General features: G+C 65.5%; 16 protein-coding genes. 6 read left to right on the top strand and 10 right to left on the bottom strand.

The features are described from left to right. The first annotated feature begins 149 nt into the window (after nt 1–149). From U1738_RS00585 to U1738_RS00565, 5 genes are all read left to right on the top strand, one after another. A complete protein-coding gene (locus U1738_RS00585) occupies nt 150–473 on the top strand; it encodes a hypothetical protein (RefSeq protein WP_332787095.1) in 324 nt (107 codons plus the stop codon). 54 nt (nt 474–527) lie between these two features. After that, the gene (locus U1738_RS00580) at nt 528–1,790 is read left to right on the top strand and encodes a TolC family protein (protein ID WP_332787094.1); all 1,263 of its coding nucleotides are present in this window, start codon (nt 528–530) and stop codon (nt 1,788–1,790) included. Continuing rightward, the gene (locus U1738_RS00575; protein WP_332787093.1) at nt 1,787–2,935 is read left to right on the top strand and encodes an efflux RND transporter periplasmic adaptor subunit; all 1,149 of its coding nucleotides are present in this window, start codon (nt 1,787–1,789) and stop codon (nt 2,933–2,935) included. The genes U1738_RS00580 and U1738_RS00575 overlap by 4 nt, the downstream gene beginning before the upstream one ends. Before the next feature lie 4 nt (nt 2,936–2,939). Beyond that, nucleotides 2,940–6,140 (top strand): efflux RND transporter permease subunit, encoded by a 3,201-nt coding sequence (locus tag U1738_RS00570; RefSeq protein ID WP_332787092.1) that lies wholly within the window; start codon nt 2,940–2,942, stop codon nt 6,138–6,140. A 146-nt stretch (nt 6,141–6,286) separates the two neighbouring features. Further along, nucleotides 6,287–6,889, top strand: coding sequence for an alpha/beta hydrolase (locus U1738_RS00565; RefSeq protein ID WP_332787091.1), 603 nt, complete (start codon nt 6,287–6,289; stop codon nt 6,887–6,889). 340 nt (nt 6,890–7,229) lie between these two features. Here the strand turns inward: U1738_RS00565 and U1738_RS00560 are convergent, their stop codons facing one another. The 10 genes from U1738_RS00560 to U1738_RS00515 form a co-directional block, all read right to left on the bottom strand. Next, entirely contained in the window at nt 7,230–8,180 is a 951-nt protein-coding gene (locus U1738_RS00560; protein WP_332787090.1) for a formylglycine-generating enzyme family protein, read from the bottom strand. Then, nucleotides 8,177–9,847, bottom strand: coding sequence for an arylsulfatase (locus U1738_RS00555; RefSeq protein WP_332787089.1), 1,671 nt, complete (start codon nt 9,845–9,847; stop codon nt 8,177–8,179). The genes U1738_RS00560 and U1738_RS00555 overlap by 4 nt, the downstream gene beginning before the upstream one ends. A gap of 132 nt (nt 9,848–9,979) precedes the next feature. Beyond that, nucleotides 9,980–10,921, bottom strand: coding sequence for a TauD/TfdA dioxygenase family protein (locus tag U1738_RS00550; protein ID WP_332787088.1), 942 nt, complete (start codon nt 10,919–10,921; stop codon nt 9,980–9,982). A 24-nt stretch (nt 10,922–10,945) separates the two neighbouring features. Next, the gene (locus U1738_RS00545) at nt 10,946–12,334 is read right to left on the bottom strand and encodes an MFS transporter (RefSeq protein ID WP_332787087.1); all 1,389 of its coding nucleotides are present in this window, start codon (nt 12,332–12,334) and stop codon (nt 10,946–10,948) included. 13 nt (nt 12,335–12,347) lie between these two features. Beyond that, on the bottom strand, nt 12,348–14,747 hold the full coding sequence (locus U1738_RS00540) for a TonB-dependent receptor (RefSeq protein WP_332787086.1): 2,400 nt from the start codon (nt 14,745–14,747) through the stop codon (nt 12,348–12,350). Between the two features lie 378 nt (nt 14,748–15,125). After that, a complete protein-coding gene (locus U1738_RS00535; RefSeq protein ID WP_332787085.1) occupies nt 15,126–17,600 on the bottom strand; it encodes a TonB-dependent receptor in 2,475 nt (824 codons plus the stop codon). A gap of 110 nt (nt 17,601–17,710) precedes the next feature. After that, on the bottom strand, nt 17,711–18,379 hold the full coding sequence (locus U1738_RS00530; RefSeq protein WP_332787084.1) for a response regulator transcription factor: 669 nt from the start codon (nt 18,377–18,379) through the stop codon (nt 17,711–17,713). After that, a complete protein-coding gene (locus tag U1738_RS00525; RefSeq protein ID WP_332787083.1) occupies nt 18,376–19,617 on the bottom strand; it encodes a sensor histidine kinase in 1,242 nt (413 codons plus the stop codon). The genes U1738_RS00530 and U1738_RS00525 overlap by 4 nt, the downstream gene beginning before the upstream one ends. Before the next feature lie 13 nt (nt 19,618–19,630). Next, complete coding sequence (locus U1738_RS00520) at nt 19,631–19,930, bottom strand: EthD family reductase (protein WP_332787082.1); 300 nt, start codon at nt 19,928–19,930, stop codon at nt 19,631–19,633. 1 nt (nt 19,931) lies between these two features. Next, nucleotides 19,932–20,369: a pseudoazurin gene (locus U1738_RS00515; RefSeq protein ID WP_332787081.1), complete on the bottom strand. Its 438-nt coding sequence runs from the start codon at nt 20,367–20,369 to the stop codon at nt 19,932–19,934. Between the two features lie 189 nt (nt 20,370–20,558). Between U1738_RS00515 and adh the strand changes: the two genes are divergently transcribed. After that, a complete protein-coding gene (adh, locus tag U1738_RS00510; RefSeq protein WP_332787080.1) occupies nt 20,559–22,079 on the top strand; it encodes an aldehyde dehydrogenase in 1,521 nt (506 codons plus the stop codon). Nucleotides 22,080–22,185 lie beyond the last annotated feature (106 nt).

Raw genomic sequence — 22,185 nt, 5'->3', positions numbered from 1 at the left:
CTTCGTTCATATTCGGTTCACCCGATCGACACGGTTTCGAGAAATATTTTGTTACAATGCCGAGCAGCGAAGCACCGAGCGGCGGCTCCCGATATCTTGATGCTCCGTCCGAGGATTACATCCGCTAAAAGTGATGCTATGGCCGGGCCGTGCGCAAGCTGGTTATATTCCTCTCCCTCATCATGCTGGTCACCGCGTGGACCGGCATGGCGCAGGCTGTGGAGGTAAGCCCCTGCCCCGAAATGTCGGCGGCGGCGCATGAGCCGGTCTATTGCGACGGCGATCAGGTCCCGGCCGATTGCGACAAGGATTGTCCGCGTCACCTGAGCTGCCACGGCCATCACGTCGGCACGCCGGTATCCAGCGACATCGCCGCCGCACCCGTCGCCGTTTTGCGCGTGTTCGCAACGCAGCGCGGCGAGGCGCTGGCCGGCCGCGAGCTCGAACAGGCCCTGCGCCCACCCAAAGCCTGACACGTCACGCGGGCGCGCAATCGCGCCCGAACATGACCCTGTCAGGAGCATTCCATGTATCGCATCATCGCGGCCTTATCGGTCGCTGGCGCCTGCGCATCGTCGCTGCAGGCGCAAAATCCGGCATCGGCATCGACCGAACCGGCGCTGACGCTGGACGACGCGCTCGCCGCGGCCGGCGTTTCTTCTCCGGCGATCGAAGCCTCGCAATCCGGCGTCCAGGCGGCGCAGGCACAGCGCAGGATCGCAGGCCTGCGGCCAAATCCGTCGTTCGACGCCATGACGGAGAACGTCGCCGGCTCTGGAGCCTATCGCGGCCTGCGTTCGTCGGAGACCACGGCGGGAATGTCGCTGCCGATCGAACTCGGCGGGAAGCGTTCGGCACGGATCGCCCTTGCCGACGCACAACTCGGGCGAGCGGAGCTGGACACCGTTATCGCCAATGCCGACCTTCGGTTGCGCGTGACACAGGCTTACGGTGCCGCAATCGCCAGCCAGCGCCGCGCCGCCAATGCGCGTGATCAGGTCGACATCGCAACTGAAGTGCTGCGCGCCGCTCGAATCCGGGTAGCCGCAGGTCGCGCATCGCCGTTCGAGGAGCAGCGCGCGGATGTCGCGCGCCTGAACGCGCAAGGTGCCGCCGAGCGGGCCGAACGCTCCGCGCAGGTGGCAATCGACAATCTCGCCTTGCTGACGGGACGGATCACGACCCAATTGGACGTCGGATGGTTCGATCGCGTCGATGCGGCAGGGCCGGGACGCCCGGCGGAGATCGGCGATACGCTCGCTGCTGTCGCCGCGCGGGCGGATCTCTCCACGGCAACCGCTCAGGTCCGGCTCGCGCGCAGCCAGCGCGTGCCCAACATCACGATCGGCGCGGCGGCGCGGCGGATCCAGGCGAGCAAGGATGTGGCCGGCGTGTTCAGCGTGTCGGTGCCGCTGCCCTTCTTCAACAATGGCCAGGCCGCGATCGACATGGCGTCCGCCCAGCGCCAGCAAGCGGATGCCAACCGGCGCGTCGCTTTACTCGATGCGGCACAGGCCATCGCCAACGCCCGCACCGATGCCGCCAACGCCGCGACGACGGCCCGTAACATGACCGGACCGACGTTAGCCGCCGCGCAAGAGGCCGCCCGAATCGCGCGCATCGGCTACCGCGAAGGCAAATTCGGTCAGCTCGATCTGCTCGAGGCCGAACGCACGCTGGCCGAAACCCGCTCGGCCGCGATCGATGCGCTGGCCGCCTATCACGATGCCGAAGCGCGGCTCGAACGCCTCGTCGCCCCGGCACCCCAAATCACGAAGGACGCACGATGAACCGGACGATCAAGGCGACACTCGCCTCTACGCTGATCCCGCTGGCGCTCGGTGCCTGTGGCGGCAAGACCGACGACAAGCCCGACACGATGGCGGGAATGGAAAAAAGCGAAGCCGCCAAGGCTGACAAGGATGCCGTCACCCTCTCCGCACGTCAGATCGCTGACGCAGGAATCGAGGTGGCAATCCCGACGGTGGGCGGCGTTGCCGGTGCGCTTGAAGTGCCGGCGCTCGTCCAGGCCGATCCGCAAGGGTTGCAGATCGTCTCCGCGACGATCGGCGGTCGCCTCGTCGCGCTGAGCCGCAATCTCGGCCAGACCATTCGTCAGGGCGATACGCTCGCCGTGATCGAAAGCCGCGAGGCCGCATCGCTCAACGCCGAGGTGCAGGCGGCACGGGCGCGCCTCTCGCTCGCCCAGTCCAATCTCCGGCGCGAACAACGGCTGTTCACCGAACGGGTCTCGCCGGAACAGGATCTGGTCGCGGCCCGCACCGCGGCGACCGAGGCTGGCATCTCGCTTCGTCTGGCGCAACAGCAACTGGGTGCGACGGGCGGCAGCGGCGGAGCGCTCAATCGCATCGCGATGCGCTCGCCGATTTCGGGACAGGTGATCGCCCGCCCCGCGACGCTCGGCCAGACGGTGGATGCCAATGCCGAACTCTACCGCGTCGCCAATCTGGCGCGCGTCACGATCACAGCATCGGTGTCGCCGGCCGATGCAGGTCGGGTTCGCCCCGGTATACCCGTCGAGGTCACCGCCACGGGCCGGCGGCAGCAAGGCCGCGTTACCTTCGTCTCGCCGGTGCTCGATGATGGCACGCGCCTCGTCCAGATTATCGCCGCGTTGGACAATCTAACGGGAGAGTGGCGCGTCGGCGAACCGGTGAAGGCAGCGTTCCTGCTGCCGGCAACAGGCGACGGCAGCATCGCTGTGCCGTCCACCGCCGTGCAATCGGTCGAGAACCGCACGATCGTGTTCGCCCGCACGCCGACCGGCTTCCGCGCCTTGCCCGTCACCACCGGCCGCCGCCACGGCGATCAGGTGATCGTCACCTCGGGCCTGACCGGCCGTGAGCGGATCGCCACGACCAACTCGTTCACGCTCAAGGCCGAACTCGGCAAGAGCGGCGAAATGGAGATGTGATCCAATGATCTCCCGTCTCGTCACCTTCTCCGTCGAGCGCCGCTGGCTGGTCCTGCTGCTCTCCGTCATCGCCGCTTTGACCGGCATCTTCGCTCTGCAAGGTCTGCCGATCGATGCCGTGCCGGACATCACCAACAATCAGGTGCAGGTGAACGTCCTCGCGCCGTCGCTATCGCCCGACCAGATCGAACGGCAGGTGTCGTTTACGATCGAAACCTCGCTCGCCGGTATTCCGGGCCTGGAATTCACCCGCTCGCTCAACCGCAACGGCTTCGCCCAGATCACGGCGGTGTTCTCCGATTCCACCGATATCTATTTCGCCCGCGCTCAGGTCGCCGAGCGGATGCGCATGGCCGAACGACGACTTCCCGCTGGCGTCATGCCCGAGATGGGGCCGATCGCCACCGGTCTCGGCGATATCTTCATGTGGACGGTCGAATATCGCGAACTCGATCAGGTGAAGCATCGCGACGGCGAACCCGGCCTGCAACGCGACGGGAGCTACATCACGCCGGAGGGCGAGCATCTCGTCAGCGAAGCGGACAAGGCGACCTATCTCCACACCGTGCAGGAATGGATCGTCGCGCCGCAATTGCGCGGCACCGAGGGCGTGGCCGGCGTGGATTCGCTCGGCGGCTACGACCGCGAATATCTCGTGATCCCGGACATGCAGCGGCTCGCAGCGATGCGCCTCACCGTCAGCGACCTGGCAACGGCGCTTGAACGCAGCAACACCAGCGTCGGCGCGGGCACCGTCGATCTGAACGGTGCCGGCCTGTTCGTCCGATCGGACGCCCGCGTCCGCACCGCCGACGAACTCGCGCGCACCGTCGTCACCTCGCATGAGGGCGTTCCCGTGTTGCTCAGCCAGGTGGCGCAGGTGCGCGGCGGGCAAGGAATCCGCACCGGCTCCGCATCGGAAAACGGACGCGAAGTGGTCGTCGGCACTGCCGTGATGCGCATCCGCGAGAACAGCCGTACCGTCGCGACGGCAGTGGCGGATCGGCTTAAAGTGATCGGCCGTTCGCTGCCGACCGATATCGTCGCCAAGCCGGTGCTGGACCGAACCGAACTCGTCAACGCGACGATCTCCACCGTCGCCCGCAACCTCGCCGAGGGCGCGCTGTTGGTGATCGTCGTCCTGTTCGCCCTGCTCGGCAATTTCCGCGCCGCCCTCATCGCCGCTCTGATCATCCCGATCACGATGATGCTGACCGCGACAGGCATGCTCCGCGCCGGCGTATCGGCCAATCTGATGAGTCTGGGCGCGCTCGATTTCGGCCTCATCGTCGATGGCGCGGTGATCATCGTCGAGAACGCGCTCCGGCGTTTGGGCGAACGACAGCATGAGGCGGGCGGCGCCTTGCCGCTAAACGAACGTCTCGCCGTGGTCGCGGCATCGGCCCGCGAGATGATCCGCCCCTCGCTATACGGGCAGGCGATCATCGTTCTGGTCTACACCCCGTTGCTCACCTTTTCGGGCGTCGAGGGCAAGATGTTCGAACCGATGGCGCTAACCGTCATCATCGCCCTGCTGTTCGCCTTCGTCCTCTCGGTCACCTTCGTGCCGGCCGCGATCGCCGCGTTCCTGGGCGGCCGCGTCGATGAGAAGGAAAGCCGGATTATCGCTGCGATCAAGCGCCGCTACGAACCCGGCCTCGACGTCGCGATGCGCCGCCCGAGCCTCACGATCGGCGGCGCGCTCGCCGGAATCGTGCTCGCGGCTCTGGCCTTCTCCACGCTGGGGCAGGAATTCCTGCCGCAACTCGATGAGGGCGATATCCTCGTCCAGGCGTGGCGGCCGCCCGGCACATCGGTGCAGCAAAGCCAGCAGATGCAGTTCGCGGTCGAGAAGATCATCTCGCGCGAACCGGAGGTCAAATACGCCTTCTCGCGCACCGGCACGTCGGAAATCGCGTCCGACCCGATGCCGCCCAACGCCACCGATACGTTCGTCATGCTCAAGCCACGGGCGCAGTGGCCCGATCCTTCCCTGCCCAAAGCAAACCTAGTCGCCCGGATCGAGAAGAAGGTCTCGGCCATCCCCGGCAACGCCTATGAGATCACCCAGCCGATCCAGATGCGTTTCAACGAACTGATCGCGGGCGTGCGCGGCGATATCGCGGTGAAGGTGTTCGGCGACGACTTCGCGCAGATGAACGCCACCGCCGTCCGCATCGCGGAGGTGTTGCGCAAGGTGCGCGGCGCCGCCGACGTGCGCGTGGAACAGACCGAGGGCCTTCCGCTGCTCGACATCCGCCCGAACCGGGATGCGATGGCCCGGGTCGGCGTCACCGCCGGCGACGTGCAGGATCTCGTCTCCGCCACGATCGGCGGGCGACAGGCCGGCATGATCTTCGAAGGAGACCGGCGCTTTCCGGTGGTGATCCGGCTGGCGGAGGCCTCCCGCTCGGATCTGCCGACGCTCGGGCAATTGCCGGTGCCCACCGCGAGCGGCGGCTTCGTGCCGCTCGCCAGCGTCGCGGACATCGCGATCGGCGACGGGCCGAACCAGATCAGCCGCGAGAACGGCAAGCGCCGGGTGGTCGTGCAGGCCAACGTGCGCGGGCGCGACGTGGCCGGTGTCGTCGCCGATGCACAAGCGGCGATCGACGCACAGGTCGTCCTGTCGCCCGGCACCTATCTGCAATGGGGCGGACAGTTCGAAAATCTCGCCGCTGCCCGGGCGAGATTGTCGATCGTCGTACCGATCTGCTTCGCCGTGATCATGCTGCTCCTTTATGGTGCGCTCGGTTCGATCCGCGACGCAGCCTTGGTGTTCACCGGCGTTCCGCTCGCGCTCGTCGGCGGGATCTTCGCGCTCGTGCTGCGCGGCATGCCGTTCTCGGTCTCCGCTGCGGTCGGGTTCATCGCGCTTTCGGGCGTCGCGGTCCTCAACGGTCTGGTAATGGTCAGTTCGATCCAGGACCTGATCCGGCAGGGGATGGATCGTGCGCAGGCGGCGCGCGAAGGTGCGCTGCTCCGCCTGCGACCGGTGATGATGACTGCGCTCGTCGCGTCGCTCGGGTTCGTGCCGATGGCGCTGGGCCATGGTGCCGGTGCGGAGGTTCAGAAGCCGCTCGCCACCGTCGTCATCGGCGGTCTGATCTCGGCGACGTTGCTGACATTGTTCGTCCTGCCCACCTTGTACGCCCGGTTCGGAGGAGCCTCGGCAAGACGCGACGGAACGGAATCCGGCACGTGATTTCCGCTCGGCGCAGCGGCGCGGCGATCCGGCGCAAGCCTATTGTCCTCCACGGCGGTAGGAATAGCCTCTGGTCCGGGGGCGTCGTCGGAGTCGGCGCCCCTGTAATGGCACCGGAACCACGCGCCCGAACAGGGAGAGCCGTCATGGATTTTGCGTCCGAACTCGCGTCCGCTCATGTCCAGCCGATCCTGGTGACGGCCAAGGGCGACCCGCGCCTGCCCGTGTCGATCGCGCAGGTCGAACTGGACCTGTCCAAATTCCATAACGGCCGCTGGGCGTTGCAGCTCGATGCCGCCTTTGCCCGCCGCACCGTACCGGCGGTGATCGTGGCGCGTGGCGTCGCCTGTCTGGCGGTGGCGTGGTGGGCACAGCTCTCGCCCCGCAGCTATCTCGATGCGGTGCGCGGTGCGGTGTTCCGTTCTCCGTTGCATGTCGAACTCGGCCAGGCGCCGATCGCGGCGAACGCCAGCACCGGCCCCACGCACCGCCTGCCCTTCCCGTCGATCGTGGCGAACGACGTCACTTTGTATGTCGAGCAGGTGCTGGGACTGGCCGATCGCTGGGGCAGCCGATTCGTCGATCTGGGTGCGCCATCATCGGATCGGCCGAGCAATCGATCGAGCACCGGCACCGAGGCGGAAGATCGCCTGCTGGCCTATCTCGCCTTGCTCGATCCGCGCGCCATATCCGACGATGATCGGGCGGTTGCGAACGCGGCCCCGCTCGCTCCCATCCATTCTATCTAGAGCGGATCGCCATCCAGTTATTCTCCGTCACCCCGGACTTGTTCCGGGGTCCACCGGGCCGGAAGCTTACTGATCAAATTACACTTTCGTTGGAACGCCGCTTGGTGGACCCCAGAACAGGTCGGTGCTTATCCCATTCAGACAAGTACATTCAGCACTTCCCCGGCGAAGGCCGGGGCCCAGTCGGGACACAGAAGTGATCGGGCGCTGCGCGACGTAACTCCGACCTTCGCGACTGGACCCCGGCCTTGGCCGGGGAAGCGTGCTTGTTTGAATGGGATGATCACCGAACCAGTCCGGGGTGACGGGTGTTAGATAGCAAGTTGCCCACAAGCGAGCGTCAGTTGGCTCTTGGACTAGACAGCGCCACCGTCCTGAATCCCAGATGCGAAGCCGCCAGCGTCTCTTCCTGGGCGTGACGCGCGGCGGGGCGGTAGCGCGCGCAATAATTGTTCGCGCACAGGAACGATCCACCCTTGATCACGCGCGCCCGGACACCGGGCTGGCGCGGGTCGAAGCTCGGGTTGCCGGGCGTGCCGTCCCCGGTCGCGAATGCTCCGTGTCCGGGCAGATACCAGCTCTTGGTCCATTCCCAGACATTGCCGATCAGATCGTACGCCCCCACCCCATTGGGCTCGAAACAGCCGACCGGGGCGGGGCCGACATAGCCGTCCTCGCCGCTGTTCCTGTCCGGGAAGCTGCCCTGCCAGGTGTTGGCATGGCGCGCATCGGGCCGGGCATCGGGATCGCGCAAGCCATATCGGGCGGCGGCCTCGAACTGCTCTTCGCTCGGCAAGGCGCGCCCGGCCCAACGCGCGTAAGCGGCGGCGTCGGCATAGGTGACATCGACCACCGGCTGCTCCGCGCGCCCCTTCAGGTCGGTGTGAGGCCCATGCGGATGCCGCCAGTTCGCACCGCGCACGAAGCGCCACCAGAGCGCCGGGTCGGGCGTATCGCCCGGCCGGCGCGGCGGCACGAAGACGAATGCGCCGCCGCCCGGCTTCTCGGCTTCGGTGACATGGCCGGTCGCCGCGACGAAGGCGGCGAACTGGCGATTGGTCACCTCATGCGCGTCGATGCGAAAGGCGTCGACCTCGGTCTGCGTCGGTGGCCCCTCCTCCGGGTAGAAACGATCGCTGCCCATCGCGAACCGGCTGGCGGGAACGCGCACGCTGCCGTCGCTGCGATCCCCGCCGCAGCGTTGCGCGAAGACGGCATGGGCCGGCACAGGCGGCGCATCCGCCCCCAGCAACGCCAGCGTGGCCCCGACCAGCAGCAGCGGTCGGATCACGGGAAGGTCGCCGGCGTCGAAGGCAGGATCACGCCGACCTGCTTGCCATAAACATCCCAGGCGGCGGCGAGCGTCGCCAGTCGCTTCGGTTCGCGTTTCGCCAGATCGCGCGTCTCGCCGGGATCGTCGGCAAGGTTGAACAGCTTCCATCCGTCACCCAGATGCACCGCCTTCCAGTCGCCCTGCCGGATCGCGCGGCGACCGAACAATTCGCTGCCGACCTGCTCGTCCGGCGCGTGAACGCGGGTCGCCGCGCCGGTCAGATACGGTTTCCAGCTCGATCCGCGCACCGGCTGCACGGTGCGTCCGGCATAGCTGTTGCCGCGCCACTCGCCGCCCGCCGCCTCGACCAGTGTTGGCACCACGTCCATCACCGTGCCGTAAACGCCCGAGACGCCGCTGCGCTTGCCCCCGGGCCAGTTGATAAACGCCGCGACTCGTGTGCCGCCCTCGGTGGTGAAGCCCTTGTAGAGCCAGGACGGCGCGGTCGCCGCCTGCGCCCATCCGGGGCCATAGCCGATATAGGAGGTGGCCTTGCCCCAATTCTCCAGCCGGTTGTCGGCGGCCTTCACGCGCAGCGACAGGCCGGGAATTTCGGCATTTGCGACATCCAGCCCTTCCGCCCCGTTATCGGCGGTGAACAGGATGATCGTGTTGTCATACCGCCCGGTCGCCTTCAGATGCGCGATCACGCGGCCGACATTCTGGTCCATCCGATCGACCATCGCGGCATAGATTTCCATCGCGCGCGATTGCTCGGCCCTTTCCTTCGCGGAGAGATCCGCCCAGCGCTTGCTGCCCTTGAGGAACTCCAACGGATGCGCGGCGACGGTCTTCGGGATCAGCCCGAGCGCTTTCAGCCGCGCCAGCCTTTGCTCGCGCAGCACCTCGAACCCGGCATCGTATTTGCCCTTGTAGCGCGCGACGTCCTCGTCCGGCGCCTGAAGCGGCCAGTGCGGCGCGGTGAAGGTGAGATAGGCGAAGAACGGCTTGGCCTTGTCCGCCTTGCCTAACTGTTCGATCAACTTCGTGGCGAACGTGTCCGACGAATAGAAATCGGCCGGCAAAGCGGCGAGTTGCTGGCCATTTTCCCAATAGGTCGTCCCGAAATCGCCCGGCTTCTTGGAGATATCCAGCCCGTAATGATTGCCGCCGCCCTGCGCGAGATCGAAGCTCTGGTCGAACCCATGCCGCGCCGGACTGTCCTCGGCCCGCGTGCCGAGATGCCATTTGCCCGACATCAATGTGGCGTAGCTCAGATCGTGCAGCCGATCCGCCAGCGATACGATATCGCTAGGCAGATACCCCTCATAGCCACGCTTGCCGCGCTGGTTGGGGGCGAGCAGTTCGCTCATATTGCCGAGGCCGGCGAGATGGTTGTCGGTGCCCGACAGCAGCATCGACCGGGTCGGCGAACAGGTCGGCGCGGTATGGAAGCCGGTCAGCTTCAGCCCGCGCGCGGCGAGCGCATCGAGGTTCGGCGTGCGGATCTCGCCACCGAACGCACCGATATCGGAATAACCGAGATCGTCCGCGACGATGATGAGGATGTTCGGCCTGCGCGCCGGCTCCGCCGCCTTGGCTGGCGCGGCGGGTGCCGCCCCTTGCAGCAGAGCAAGGGGAGCCAGCACGGTGGCGGCGGAGAGTAATATGTAGCGCTTCTTCATCATCGCCCTTCGAAATTGATAGCCCCTCCCCTTCAGGGGAGGGGTTGGGGTGGGGAAGTCACGCGGATGTCAGCGTTCTGCACTGCCCCTCCCCCAACCCCTCCCCGATGGGGAGGGGAGTTTAAATGCACATCACTCCGCCGCGACGAGTTCCCGCTGCGGCTCGGGCTTCACCACCCGGCTGCCGGAACCATCCACCCCCACCGGCACCTGCCCGGCGATCGTCGCGCGACGCAGCCAGCGGCGCTGCTTCCCGAAATCGGCGATCGCACGGTGCTGGGTCGCGCGATTGTCCCAGATCGCCACGTCGCCCGGGTTCCAGCGCCAGCGCACCGTATTCTCGGGCTTGGTGATGTGATCCTGCAACAGGCTGAAGATCCTCGCCGAATCCTCGCGGTTCAGGCCGACGAACGACTTCACGAAATTGCCCAGCAACAGCACGCGCTCCTGCGTTTCGGGGTGAACATGCACCACCGGATGGTCGGTCTCGTACACCGTCGAGGCGAAGATCTCGCGGTGCCGTTTGATCTGGTCTTCGGACGCTTCGGGCCGCGATGCGGCATAATCATAGGCGTTGGTGTGGATCGCGCGCAGCCGATCGGCAAGCGCCTTCAGCGGCGCGGGCAGATCGGCATAGGCCGCCGCACCGTTCGCCCACAATGTATCGCCCCCGGCCGGCGGGATGATCAGCGAGCGCAGGATCGACGCGGATGGAAACGCCGGCAGGAAGGTGATGTCGGTATGCCAGGCCGAGGCCGCCTCGCCTTCCTTAGAATTCAGTTCGAGCAGGAAGCGCGATCCTTCTGCCACCGGCACCGTTGGATGCGCCAGCGGCTCGCCGAGCAGAGCCGCGAACGCCTCGTGGCTGTCGTCGGTCAGATGATCCTGTTCGCGAAAGAAGATCACCTTGTGGCGCAACAGCGTCGCGCGGATCGCCGCGATCGTCGTTTCATCGAGATCGCCGCTCAGCTTCACATCGCGGATTTCGGCACCGATGCGCCCGCCCACGGGCACGACGTGCAGCGGATTGTCGGCGTCTTTCACATTGTCGAAATGGTGGATCAAGGCAGTCATGGCACTTCTCCTTCTTCGAAAACTTCAGGTGGCGGCACGGGCATCCAGCGCCCGGCGGATATCGGTGTGCGCGGCTTCGTCGAGCGGGAAGCGCCAGATCAGCGATGCCGCGATGATGTGGGCGAGCGCGGGGCCGAGCGCGAAGACGTATTTCAACGCCTCCAGCGCCTCGGCCGTGCTGTGGCCCTTGGGCTGGAACCCGAACCACGCGACCAGCGGCAGCGCGAGGCCGATGCCGATCGCCGGCCCCAGCTTCATCGTCAGGCTGAATACCGAGAAGAACAGGCCGGTGCGGTTGTGCCCGGTCTCCAGTTCGTGCGCGTCGGCCACATCGGCGACCATCGCGCGCAGCATCAGATTGCCCGAGCCCTGCGTCAGCCCCTGCGCGACGGCGAGCGCGATCAGCAGCCACAGCATGCCGGGGAACACCGCGATCAGGCCGATGTTGATCGCCGCCTGCGCCAGTTCGCCGGCGATCGCCGTGCGCCGTTTGCCGTGCCGCTTTCCGATCGCGAGCCAGATCGGCCCGGCCAGGATGCCGAAGGTGAACTGCAGCAGATACAGCCCGCTCGCCCAGGCGGGCAGGCCCATATAATTCACCGCGAAGAACACGATCAACCCGGCGCGGATCGATTGGCCCGCGGTCACCACCGTGTCCGAAGCAAGCACGCGCAGCAGCAGCCGGTCGCGCAGGATCAGCGTCGTCGTCTGCCAGAAACGCGCGCGGGGCAGGCGCTCGACCGGCCGGGGCGGTTCGGGCAGCACGAACAATGTCAGCAACAGGGTCGGCACCAGCGTGATCAGGATGAACCCGCCGACGACGTGCAGCTTCAGCGCGATATCGGCCGGACGGACCTGTTCGAGGAGAGTCGGCAGGATCAGCGTCAGCACCAGCCCGATCGCCCGCATCGTCGCTTGATAGGTCACCACGCGCGTGCGTTCGTGATATTCGCCGGACAATTCCCCCGCCCAAGCCGAGAACGGAATCTCGATCATCGTCCATCCGCTGTAGAACACGAACAGGACGACCCCGAGATAGAGCGGCGAGACGATGTCCGGCGGGAAGAACAACAGCGTCGAACCGACGCCGAACAGCACGCCGCCCGCCGCGATCCACGGCCGCCGCCGCCCGAACCGGCTCCGCGTCCGATCGCTCAGCGCGCCGACGAGCGGATCGCTGACGACATCCCAGAAACGGCCGATGAAGAATACCAATCCGATCGCCGCGAGCGACAGGCCGTAATGCGTCGCGTACAATTGCGGCACAAACAATACGAGCGGCAGGCCCGCCCCCGCGATCGGGATCGCGAGCGACCCGAACCCGAGCAGCCGCAACCCGTCCGCGCGGTCGCTGCGAACCTTCTCCGGGCGGGGCGTGTCCGCAACGTGCGCGAAATAGGGAATGCTGGCCATCTGCCGCTCCTGCCTAGAACTTGACGCGCAATGTGCCGCCGAAGGTGCGCGGATCGCCCAGTGTCGCGGTGACGAGGCCGTAATTGAGCACGCTCAACGTCTGGAAATAGTCGTTGTTGAGCAGGTTTCGCGCCCACAGCGACAGATCGTATTTGCCGTCCGCTAGGCGTACCCCGACCCGCGCATTTACCACGTCGTACCCCGGCACCAGCCCGTACCGGCTGTTGCTTGCAACGGTGTAATAGGAGGATCGGTAGGACCAGTCGGCATGGCCGTAGAGGTCCACGCCCTCGCGCAACGGCACCGTGCCGTCACCGCCCAGCGCCGCAGACCATTTCGGCACGCCGGCCAGCGGCTGCCCGGTCATGCTGCGCACCTGGCCCAGGTTCAGTTGCTCGACCGGCGCGGGGCCGTTCGGATAATCGACATAGGTCGCATCGGTATAGGCGATCGATCCGGTTACGCCGAAATGGCGGTCGATCTGCCACACGGCATCGCCCTCGAACCCGCGCGATCGGACCTTGGGGATGTTCGCAATGTAATTGATATAGGTCGTCGTGCCGATGATCTGCTGCACGATCGTCGTCTGATATTGCGTCACGTCGGTCTGATACGCGGCAAGGTTGAGCGTCACCGCGCGATCGAAGAATTGCGACTTCAGGCCGATCTCGTAATTGTTGACCTTCTCCGGCTCGACCAGCGGCGAGACGCCGGCGGGCAGGTTGGTCAGGTTGAGCCCCTGCGATTTCGAGCCGCGCGAATAGGTTGCGTACAGCAGCACGTCGTCGGTCGGTTTCCAGCCCAGGGTCGCCAGTCCGGACAGACTGTCGTTCTTCGCCGAAACGCTGAAGGCGGCGATCGGGCTGAGCGTGTTGCGGATCGTCGTTACCTGAGCGATCTGTGCCGCGGTCAAGCCTGTGGTCGGCTGTTCGAACACTCGGGTGCTGCTGTACGAGCCCCATTTATCCTCGTGGGTGAAGCGCAAGCCCGCCGTCAGGCTGAGCGACGGGCTGATATGCCACACGCCTTGCCCGAACGCGGCGAAGCTGCGGGTGTGCGGGTCGGATCGCGAATTGGTCAGCAGGCCGTTCGCGGCGATCGTAGAAACAGCCGCCGGGACCGCCGGGTACAAGGCCCGCCCGGCATCCACACCGGTCTCGGTCGTGCCGCGCCCGATGACGTTTTGATAGAAATAATAGAGCCCGCCGACATAATCGATCGTGTTCGTGCCGTTGGAGGCGATGCGCACTTCCTGGCTGAACTGACGCTGGAAATTCTGCTGCTGACTCTGCAGGTTGATCGACAGAGCGGTGTAATCGCCGTCATTGCCGGGATACCAGTTCCAGCGCCGGCCGGCGGTGATCGAGGTGATCGTCGCCGGGCCGATATCGTAGTTGATCTCGCCCGACAGCCCCCAGGTGTTCATGTTCGCCTGAAAGCGGGAATTGGCATCGGTGCGTCGCGCGAACGGATCGAACGGCGGCGGCGCATAGCCCAGCCGCGTCGTGCGATCGGTGAAGTTGTTCGCGATCGCCGCGCCGTTGTCATATGTGCCGAAACTGCCGACCAGCACGTTGATGCAGCAATTCTGGTCCTGCTTGCCCCAGTCTCCGATCAGCCGCACGGTCAGGTTCGGCGCGGGGGTCAGCAACACTTGCCCGCGGATCGTCGCGTTGCGGTAATCGTGGACGTCGCGCTTCGTCGTCGTATCATAGAGGAAGCCGCCGCGATCCGTATAAGCCCCGCTCAGCCGGAACGCGGCGAGGCCGTCGATCAGCGGCCCGGTGAGCGATCCGCGCAACTGATAGAAATCGTAATTGCCGACATCCGCCTGGCCGTCGAAGCCCCAGTTGAACTTAGGCAGTTTCGAACTGATGTTGATCGCGCCCGCCGTGGTGTTCTTGCCGAACAACGTGCCCTGCGGCCCGCGCAGCACCTCGACATGATCGAGATCGACAAGATCGAACTGGCTCTGCCCGACGCGTCCGTAATAGACGTTGTCGACATAGACGCCGACGCCGTTCTCCAGCCCGTCATTGGTCAGCGCGACGTTCGATCCGAGGCCACGAATGTTGATGTTTGTATTGCGCGGATTGAAGCTGAACACCTGTAGCGACGGCACCAATTGCTGCACCTGATCGAGCCGGAAATCGCCCCGCGCCGCCAATTGCTCGCTGCCCACAACGCTGAGCGCGATCGGCACATCCTGCGCGCGCTCCTCGCGGCGGCGGGCGGTGACGATCACTTCGCTGGAAGGCTCAGCCTCCACGGCCTCCGGCCCGCTGGCGGACGCGATCGGATCAAGGCTCGCAATCTTGATCGGTGCCACGGTCTGCGCCGCCGCATGCTGCGCAGCAAAAGCCAATGGTGCCGCGCCGGCAATCAGTTTCAGTCGTCGATAGGCATGCGTCATCGCTGCCCTTCCCCTTATGTTTTTGGAAGAGTTTCTGGTGATCGTCGTGTGTCGTCGGCCATCGATCGGACGCGCCTATCCCATTCCGCAAGCCTGATCGGCGAGCGGAGCGGACACAGCTTCACCCTCGCGCCGCGAAGGCGCTCAGGCTGCTACGATGGGGAAATGGCCGTCAGGGGCTTAGGGGCGACAGCGTGTCCCGGGGGGCCGGTGGAGACAATGGCAACGCATCATCGAGAACTCCTCGCATGGTTGAACCGTACCGGCGCGGAACCAATCCCGCGCCGTAACGACTCTATTCCTATCGAACGCATAGGAATTAGCGAGCATAGTTCGACTTGCCGTTCGCAAAGCCCGGCTACCTGCCCCCGACAAGGATCAAAGCCGGATCTTGGCACCCACCTGCACCCAGCGCGGCGCACCCGGTGCGTAAAAGGTCGAACCGAGCAGCGGCCGCTCGCCACCGATCACCGGGCCGGCAAACGGACGGGCAACGAAATTGCCGCTCGCGTCGAAGCCAGTCGTACCGAGTTGCGCGGCGGTGGCGTATTGCTTGTCGAACAGATTGTTGACCTGAACATAGAGCGAAACGCGCGCGATCGGGCGCACCTCCGCGCCGAAATTGACCACCGCGTACGCACGCGTCCGGCCCTCGCCGAGATAATAGATGCCGTCCGGCCGATGCGCGCCATTTTCGTTGCCACGCGCATTCGCGCCGGACACCGCAATCATGTCGAGATCGAAGGACAAGGCCTTGATCGGATCCCAGCCGATCGCCGCCTTGAACACGTTGCGCGGGATCAGCGGGATGCGGTTGCCCTTGGCGATGGCGATCTCGCCCTCGAACCCCGGCGCGGGGCCATTGTTCGAACTGTTGCCGCCGCCGTTTACCACCTCCGGGCTGCGATAGGTCGCATCGAGCCAGGTGTAATGCCCGGACAGCCGAAACTGGCCGAGCGTGTAGCTGGCATCGACATCCACGCCCTGCCGCCGCGTCCGCCCGAAATTGCGGAAATAGCCGAAGCCCGCCGTGTCGTCCGCCACAAACAGGATATCATCGCGCGCATCGGTGCGAAAAGCACCGACCCGCCAGGTGAGTCCCTTACCACCGCCATGCACGCCGCCTTCGAACGTGGTGGCCACCACCTGCTTCAGCGGGGGATCGCCGGCCAGGGCGTTGGGCAGGCGGCACGGACTCGCCGGATCGGAACAGCCGAGTTCGATCGCCGATGGCGCACGACTGGTCTGCGCGACGGCGGCGTCCACCCCGATCGCCTTGTTCGGGTTCCAGGCGACCGAGATCGCCGGATTGAGCTTGCTGAACTTATGATCGCCATCGAGCGATCCGGTGCCGCCGCCCGGCGTGATCCGGTCGCGGTTGCGCACCGAACTGTGATCATAGCGCGCCGACAGATCGATTTGCAGGGTGCGCGTCAAATGCAGCGTGTCCAAACCGTACAACGAGAAACTCGTCGTGCGCCCGCGCAGATCGACGCGGGCATCGAACGCATTCTCCGAATTCTGCGTGCCATCGGCAAACGCCCCCGGCCCGGTGACGCCGACGATGCCGCGATCGGGCGTCAGATACCCGAATTGCGACGATTGCGTGAACTTCGCCGTGCTGCGCACGAACGATGCGCCGATCGTCAGGCGATTGTCCATGCTCCCCACCGGGGATGTCAGCGTCAGTTCGCCGGTCGCGCCGAATTCACCCTGATCGGTGGCGGAGCGATTGATCAGGCCGTTGCACTTCTCATTCGGCTCGGTGTTGAGCAAGGCATTGGCGATGCAGCGGAACCTGGGGAACGGCGTGTTGGCCTGCGTCTCGCCGCTGGTCGGGAAACCGGTGACCCCAGCGGCGGTCAGCGCCGCGCGTTCGGCCGCATTCGGCTGATAGAGATTCTCGCCCAGCGACCCTTCGTTGATGTCGCCGTTGAACGTCCGCGTTCGGATATGGCGGTAGAAGGCGTTACCCGAAAACGACAGGCTGTCGGAGAAGGTATGCTCGCCGGTCAGGTTGATCAGATAGGCGCGGTTCTTCGTGTTGTCCGGCTTGGTGTACACGCTCGACCGACTTGCCGCGAGCAGCCGCTGTTCCTGCAAGCCATTGCCGTTGAGATCGGTGTTCGCATAGCTGCCCGACAGCGCGATCCGCGTCGCCGCGTCCGACCAGCCGAGCTTGCCGAACCCCTGATACGCTTCCGACGGCGAGAAATCGCGCCAGCCGCGCTCGGCGAAATAGTCGCCACTCAGGAACCAGTCGAACCCGCTATCGGTCTTGCCGCCGGCCTGAACCTCCGCCGTACGGCGATGATACGAGCCATAGCTGCCCTCGACCTCGAAACCCGGATCGGAAAGCCCGTCCTTGGTCCGCACCGAGATCGCGCCGCCCAGCGAGTTGCGCCCGAACAGCGGGTTCGATCCCGGCACCAGACTGACCGAGCGGATCGCTGATTTCGGGATCAGGTCCCAGCTTACCACATCGCCGAACGGCTGGTTCACGCGCACGCCATCGACATAGACCGAAAGGCCCTGCGGCGTACCGAGCAAGGGCGATGCGGTGAAGCCGCGATAATTGATATCGGGTTGCAGCGGGTTGTTCTGCACATCGTTGACGAACACGCCGCCGGCCATCCGCTTGAGATAATCGGTCAGGTCGATCGCATGCGCCGCCTCGATCTGTTCGTCGCTCGCGGTCTGCGCGGGCAGCGGCAACGCGCCTTCGCCGACATCGTTCAGCGGCGTGGCGGTGACGACGATCTCCGCGCGATCGCTTTGATCCTGTGCCTGCGCTCCACCTGCGAACAGCAACGCGGCGCTGGCCACGCCGGCCTTCAGGAAATGTCTCGTCATGCATCGTCCCCCAAACTCGTCCGGTGATCCGGTCCGTTCGGAGTAATATTGCGCCGACCGAAGGAGAGCCTGAGAAAGCCCTCAGATTGCCTAGTCCTTTGGGTCGGACATCAGCTCAGGCGGTATCCGCGCCCGCGCAACGTCTCGACCTTGGGTGCTGCGGCATGGTCCGCAAAGCGGCGGCGGAGATAGCCGATATAGACGTCCAGCGTATTGTCGTTGATCGTCGTCTGGTCGCCCCACACGGTCGCGATCAGGGTCGGGCGATCGATCACCCCGCCCTCCGCCGCAACCAGAGCCGCCAGCAGATCGAACTCACGCGGCCCCAGCGTGATCGGCACCCCCGCAACCTCGACCTTGCGCGCCACCGGATCGAGCGTCAGCGCGCCATAGCGCACCGGATCGACCGCGCGCTCCTTATGCCGCCGCACCAGCACCGCCAGCCGCGCGAGCAGTTCGGCAAAGGCGAACGGCTTGGGCAGATAATCGTCCGCCCCGCTGGCGAAGCCGTCGAGCCGATCGCCAAGCTCGCCGCGCGCGGTGAGCATCAGCACCGGTGTGGTCGCACCGCCCTCCCGCAAGGACCGACACAGGTCCAGCCCATCCATGTCCGGCAATCCGAGATCGAGCAGGAGCGCAGCAAAATTCCGCCCGCGCATCGCCGCCGGCACCGTCGCCGCCTGCCGCTCCCACGCGACGCGATATCCCTCGCGTTCCAGACCGCGACACACGAAGCGCCCGATACCGGGATCGTCCTCGACCAGCAGCACATCGGTCATGACAACGGCAACCTCATCGTGATGGTACAGCCGGGCGTGACACCCGATGCCGCAGCGATCGTGCCCCCGTGCTGATCCACCACCCAGCGGGCAAGGGCAAGGCCAAGCCCGGTGCCGCCCCGCAGCCGCCCGGCATCGCTCTGGTAATAGGCATCGAACAGACGCGGCAAATCGCCCGCCATTACCCCTGGCCCGGTATCGCTCACCACGATCACCGCCTCCCCGCCGTCGCGCTCAGCCGCCAGCGTCAGCACGCCGTGCGACGGCGAGAACTTCACGCCATTGTCGAGGATCGCCACCAAAGCCTGGGTCAGCCATTTCGCATCGCCCAGCACCGGCAGTGCTTCCGATGCCGCGACCCGCACGATCACCTCCGCCGACCGGGCATGCGGCCCGATCTGCCGCGCGGCATCGCCGACGATCGTAGCAAGATCGATCGGTACCCGATCCACCGCGATCCGCCCATCCTCCGCCCGCGCCAGCCCGAGCAGATCGGCGACGCGACGCGACAACAGGTCGGCATGCACATCGATCTGCCCCAGCGCCTCGCTTAATGTCGCGACGGTCGGCGCGGGATCGGCCAGCGCCACCTCCGCCTCGCCCCGGATCACCGTCACCGGCGTCCCCAATTCATGGCTGACCTTGGCGAGGAAAACGCGACGCGATCGATCCACCTCGATCAGCCGCGCATTGCTGTCGGCCAGCGCAGCGGTCCGCGCCGCCACCTGATCTTCCAGCCGGCGATTGGCCGACCACAAGGCCCAGCCCGCCGCCACCGCCAACGCCGCGCTGCCGACAATCAGCACCCCGGCCAATATCGACATCCAGGTCCGCAGACCCTGCATCGCGGCGGCGATCTCCCGCGTCTCGCCACGCTCCCGCGTCGCGATATGCACGACCAGTGCGCGCAAACCTGCATCGTCATGAACCGCCGCAAGCCGACCCAATTCGCGCGCCTCGGCCAGTTCTCGCGCACCGGTGCCGGTCAGCGCATCCTCCCGCGCGATCGACACGCGGTAGTCGGCCAGCAATGCCTGCATCTCGCCCGTTCCACCGCCACCGAGCGCCAGCGCCTCGATCTGCGACACGCTGGCGAGCTGCGTCTGCGCCAGCGCCGCCTGATCGAAATAGCGCCCCGCGCTCGCCATCGCGAGGAAGAAGGTCACCGCGATACCGGCCAGCGCGACGAGCAGCGCGCCCATGCACCACAACAGCCGGGTGCGCGCCGCATAGTTCATCGGCGGAGAAGGATCAGCGCGCTTCGCAGCGCACCCCGACCGGCGCGATATCGGTGAATTTCGGCACGTCGCCGAACACCTCCGCCGCCTCCGCCGATCCCAGCGCCGCATCGAGCGCCGCGCCATCGGCGAATTCCAGAACGGCCACCGCCAGATACGGCGGCTCGGGTTGATCCGGCATCAATGCCGTCGCACTGGTCAGGCCGTATTGCGTCCACTTTTCGCGCACCAGCGGGATGTGCTTGGCGACGTAATAATCGGCGTCGAATTTCGCGCCGTCCTGCACCGGATAGGTTACCACGAACGTCGTCATCTTACTTCGCCTGCGCCAGAAGGGGAGTCATACGCTTGGCGGCGAATGGCGCAAGCTTCACCGCCTTGGCCGCTGCCAGGTTCGCCGACGGGCCGTTGCCGACCTGCACCAAGGCGACCATGCCCATCGAATAATGCGGCTGGCACTTGATGCCGTACACGCCCGGCGTCGTCACCTTCAGCGTGAATTCCTTGTTCATCACGCCCTTCGACGGCGTCACCCCGGCGGGCAGCATCGTCGGGATCGTCTCGGCATTGTGCGCCGGATCGGTCGGCATGAACCGGATCGTGTCGCCCGGCATCGCCTTCACGAACGCCGGCTCGAACACCATCGCCCCGCCCGCGCCCTGGTTCTTCATATGGACGATCACATCCTTCGCCAGTGCCGGCGTGGCGATGGCAGCAGACAGGATCAGGGCGACGGACACAACGCGCTTCATGCAAACTCTCCATGGACGACCAACCGGCATGATCCCGGCCATTTTCACGATCCGCACAATGACCTGCCCGGCCACGCGGGCAAGTTGGCCATTGGTGCAATAGCGTTGCCGCGTTGAGAAGCGGATTATCCTGCCAGAAATTCATGCAGGCGGCATCGGGACCGCCTGTGACCAGACAGGAGAGTTCGCATGCTGCATCAGGCACTTGAGTCGCTTAAGGGCGATGTCGCCATCCGCTCGAAATACGACAATTACATCGGCGGCCAGTGGGTCGCGCCGGTGCGCGGCCAGTATTTCGACAATCCCTCGCCCGTCACCGGGAAGACGGTATGCCAGGTCGCCCGCGGCACGGCCGAGGATATCGAACTGGCGCTGGACGCCGCGCACAAGGCGAAGGATGCCTGGGGCAAGACCTCGGTCGCCGAGCGCGCCGTGATCCTCAACAAGATCGCCGATCGCATGGAACAGAAGCTCAGCCTGCTGGCGATGGTCGAGACGATCGACAACGGCAAGCCGATCCGCGAGACGACCGCCGCCGACATCCCGCTGGCGATCGATCATTTCCGCTATTTCGCCGGCTGCATCCGTGCGCAGGAAGGCGGCATTTCCGAGATCGATCACGACACCGTCGCCTATCATTTCCATGAGCCCTTGGGCGTCGTCGGCCAGATCATTCCGTGGAACTTCCCGATCCTGATGGCGGTGTGGAAGCTCGCTCCCGCCCTCGCCGCCGGCAATTGCGTCGTGCTGAAGCCGGCCGAACAGACCCCGATGTCGATCATGGTCCTGATGGACGTGATCGGCGATCTGCTGCCCGAAGGCGTATTGAACGTCGTCAACGGCTTCGGCGTCGAGGCGGGCAAGCCGCTCGCGCAGAACAAGCGCATCGCCAAGATCGCCTTCACCGGCGAGACGACTACCGGCCGTCTGATCATGCAATATGCGACCGAGAACCTCATCCCCGTCACGCTCGAACTCGGCGGCAAATCGCCCAACATCTTCTTTGCCGACGTGATGGATCAGGACGATGCCTTCCTCGACAAGGCGCTGGAAGGCTTCGCGATGTTCGCGCTCAACCAGGGCGAGGTCTGCACCTGCCCGAGCCGCGCGCTGGTGCATGAGAGCATCTACGACCGCTTCATGGAAAAGGCCGTGGCCCGCGTCGAGAAGATCAAGATGGGCAGCCCGCTGGACGCCAATACGATGATCGGCGCACAGGCCTCGAACGACCAGCTCGAAAAGATCCTGTCCTATTTCGACATCGCGCAGGGCGAAGGTGCCAAGATCCTGACCGGCGGCAAGCGCGCGCAGCACGGTGATGAACTCGGCGGCGGCTATTATGTCGAACCGACGATCATCTCCGGCAACAACAAGATGCGCGTCTTCCAAGAGGAGATTTTCGGCCCCGTCGTGGCGGTAACCCCGTTCAAGGATGAGGCCGATGCGCTCGCGATCGCCAACGATACGCTTTACGGCCTCGGTGCCGGCGTGTGGTCGCGCAACGGCACGACCGCATACCGTATGGGCCGCGGCATTCAGGCCGGGCGCGTGTGGACGAACTGCTACCACCTCTACCCCGCGCACGCGGCGTTCGGCGGCTACAAGCAATCGGGCATCGGGCGCGAAAACCATCGCATGATGCTCGATCATTATCAGCAGACCAAGAATTTGCTCGTCAGCTACAATCCCAATGCGATGGGCTTCTTCTGATCGATTACCTCCAACGGGGCAGCTCACCCCCTTTCGTCACGCTGCCTCCTCCTCATGCGGCGGGCCTTCGGGTCCGCCGTAATTTTCGTTTCTTGAAAGGGATGCG

The organism is Parasphingomonas caseinilytica (assembly GCF_036663755.1).
GTDB lineage: Bacteria > Pseudomonadota > Alphaproteobacteria > Sphingomonadales > Sphingomonadaceae > Sphingomonas.
The sequence above is the reverse complement of the archived record's forward strand: the minus strand, read 5'-3'. Positions and strand labels throughout refer to the sequence as shown.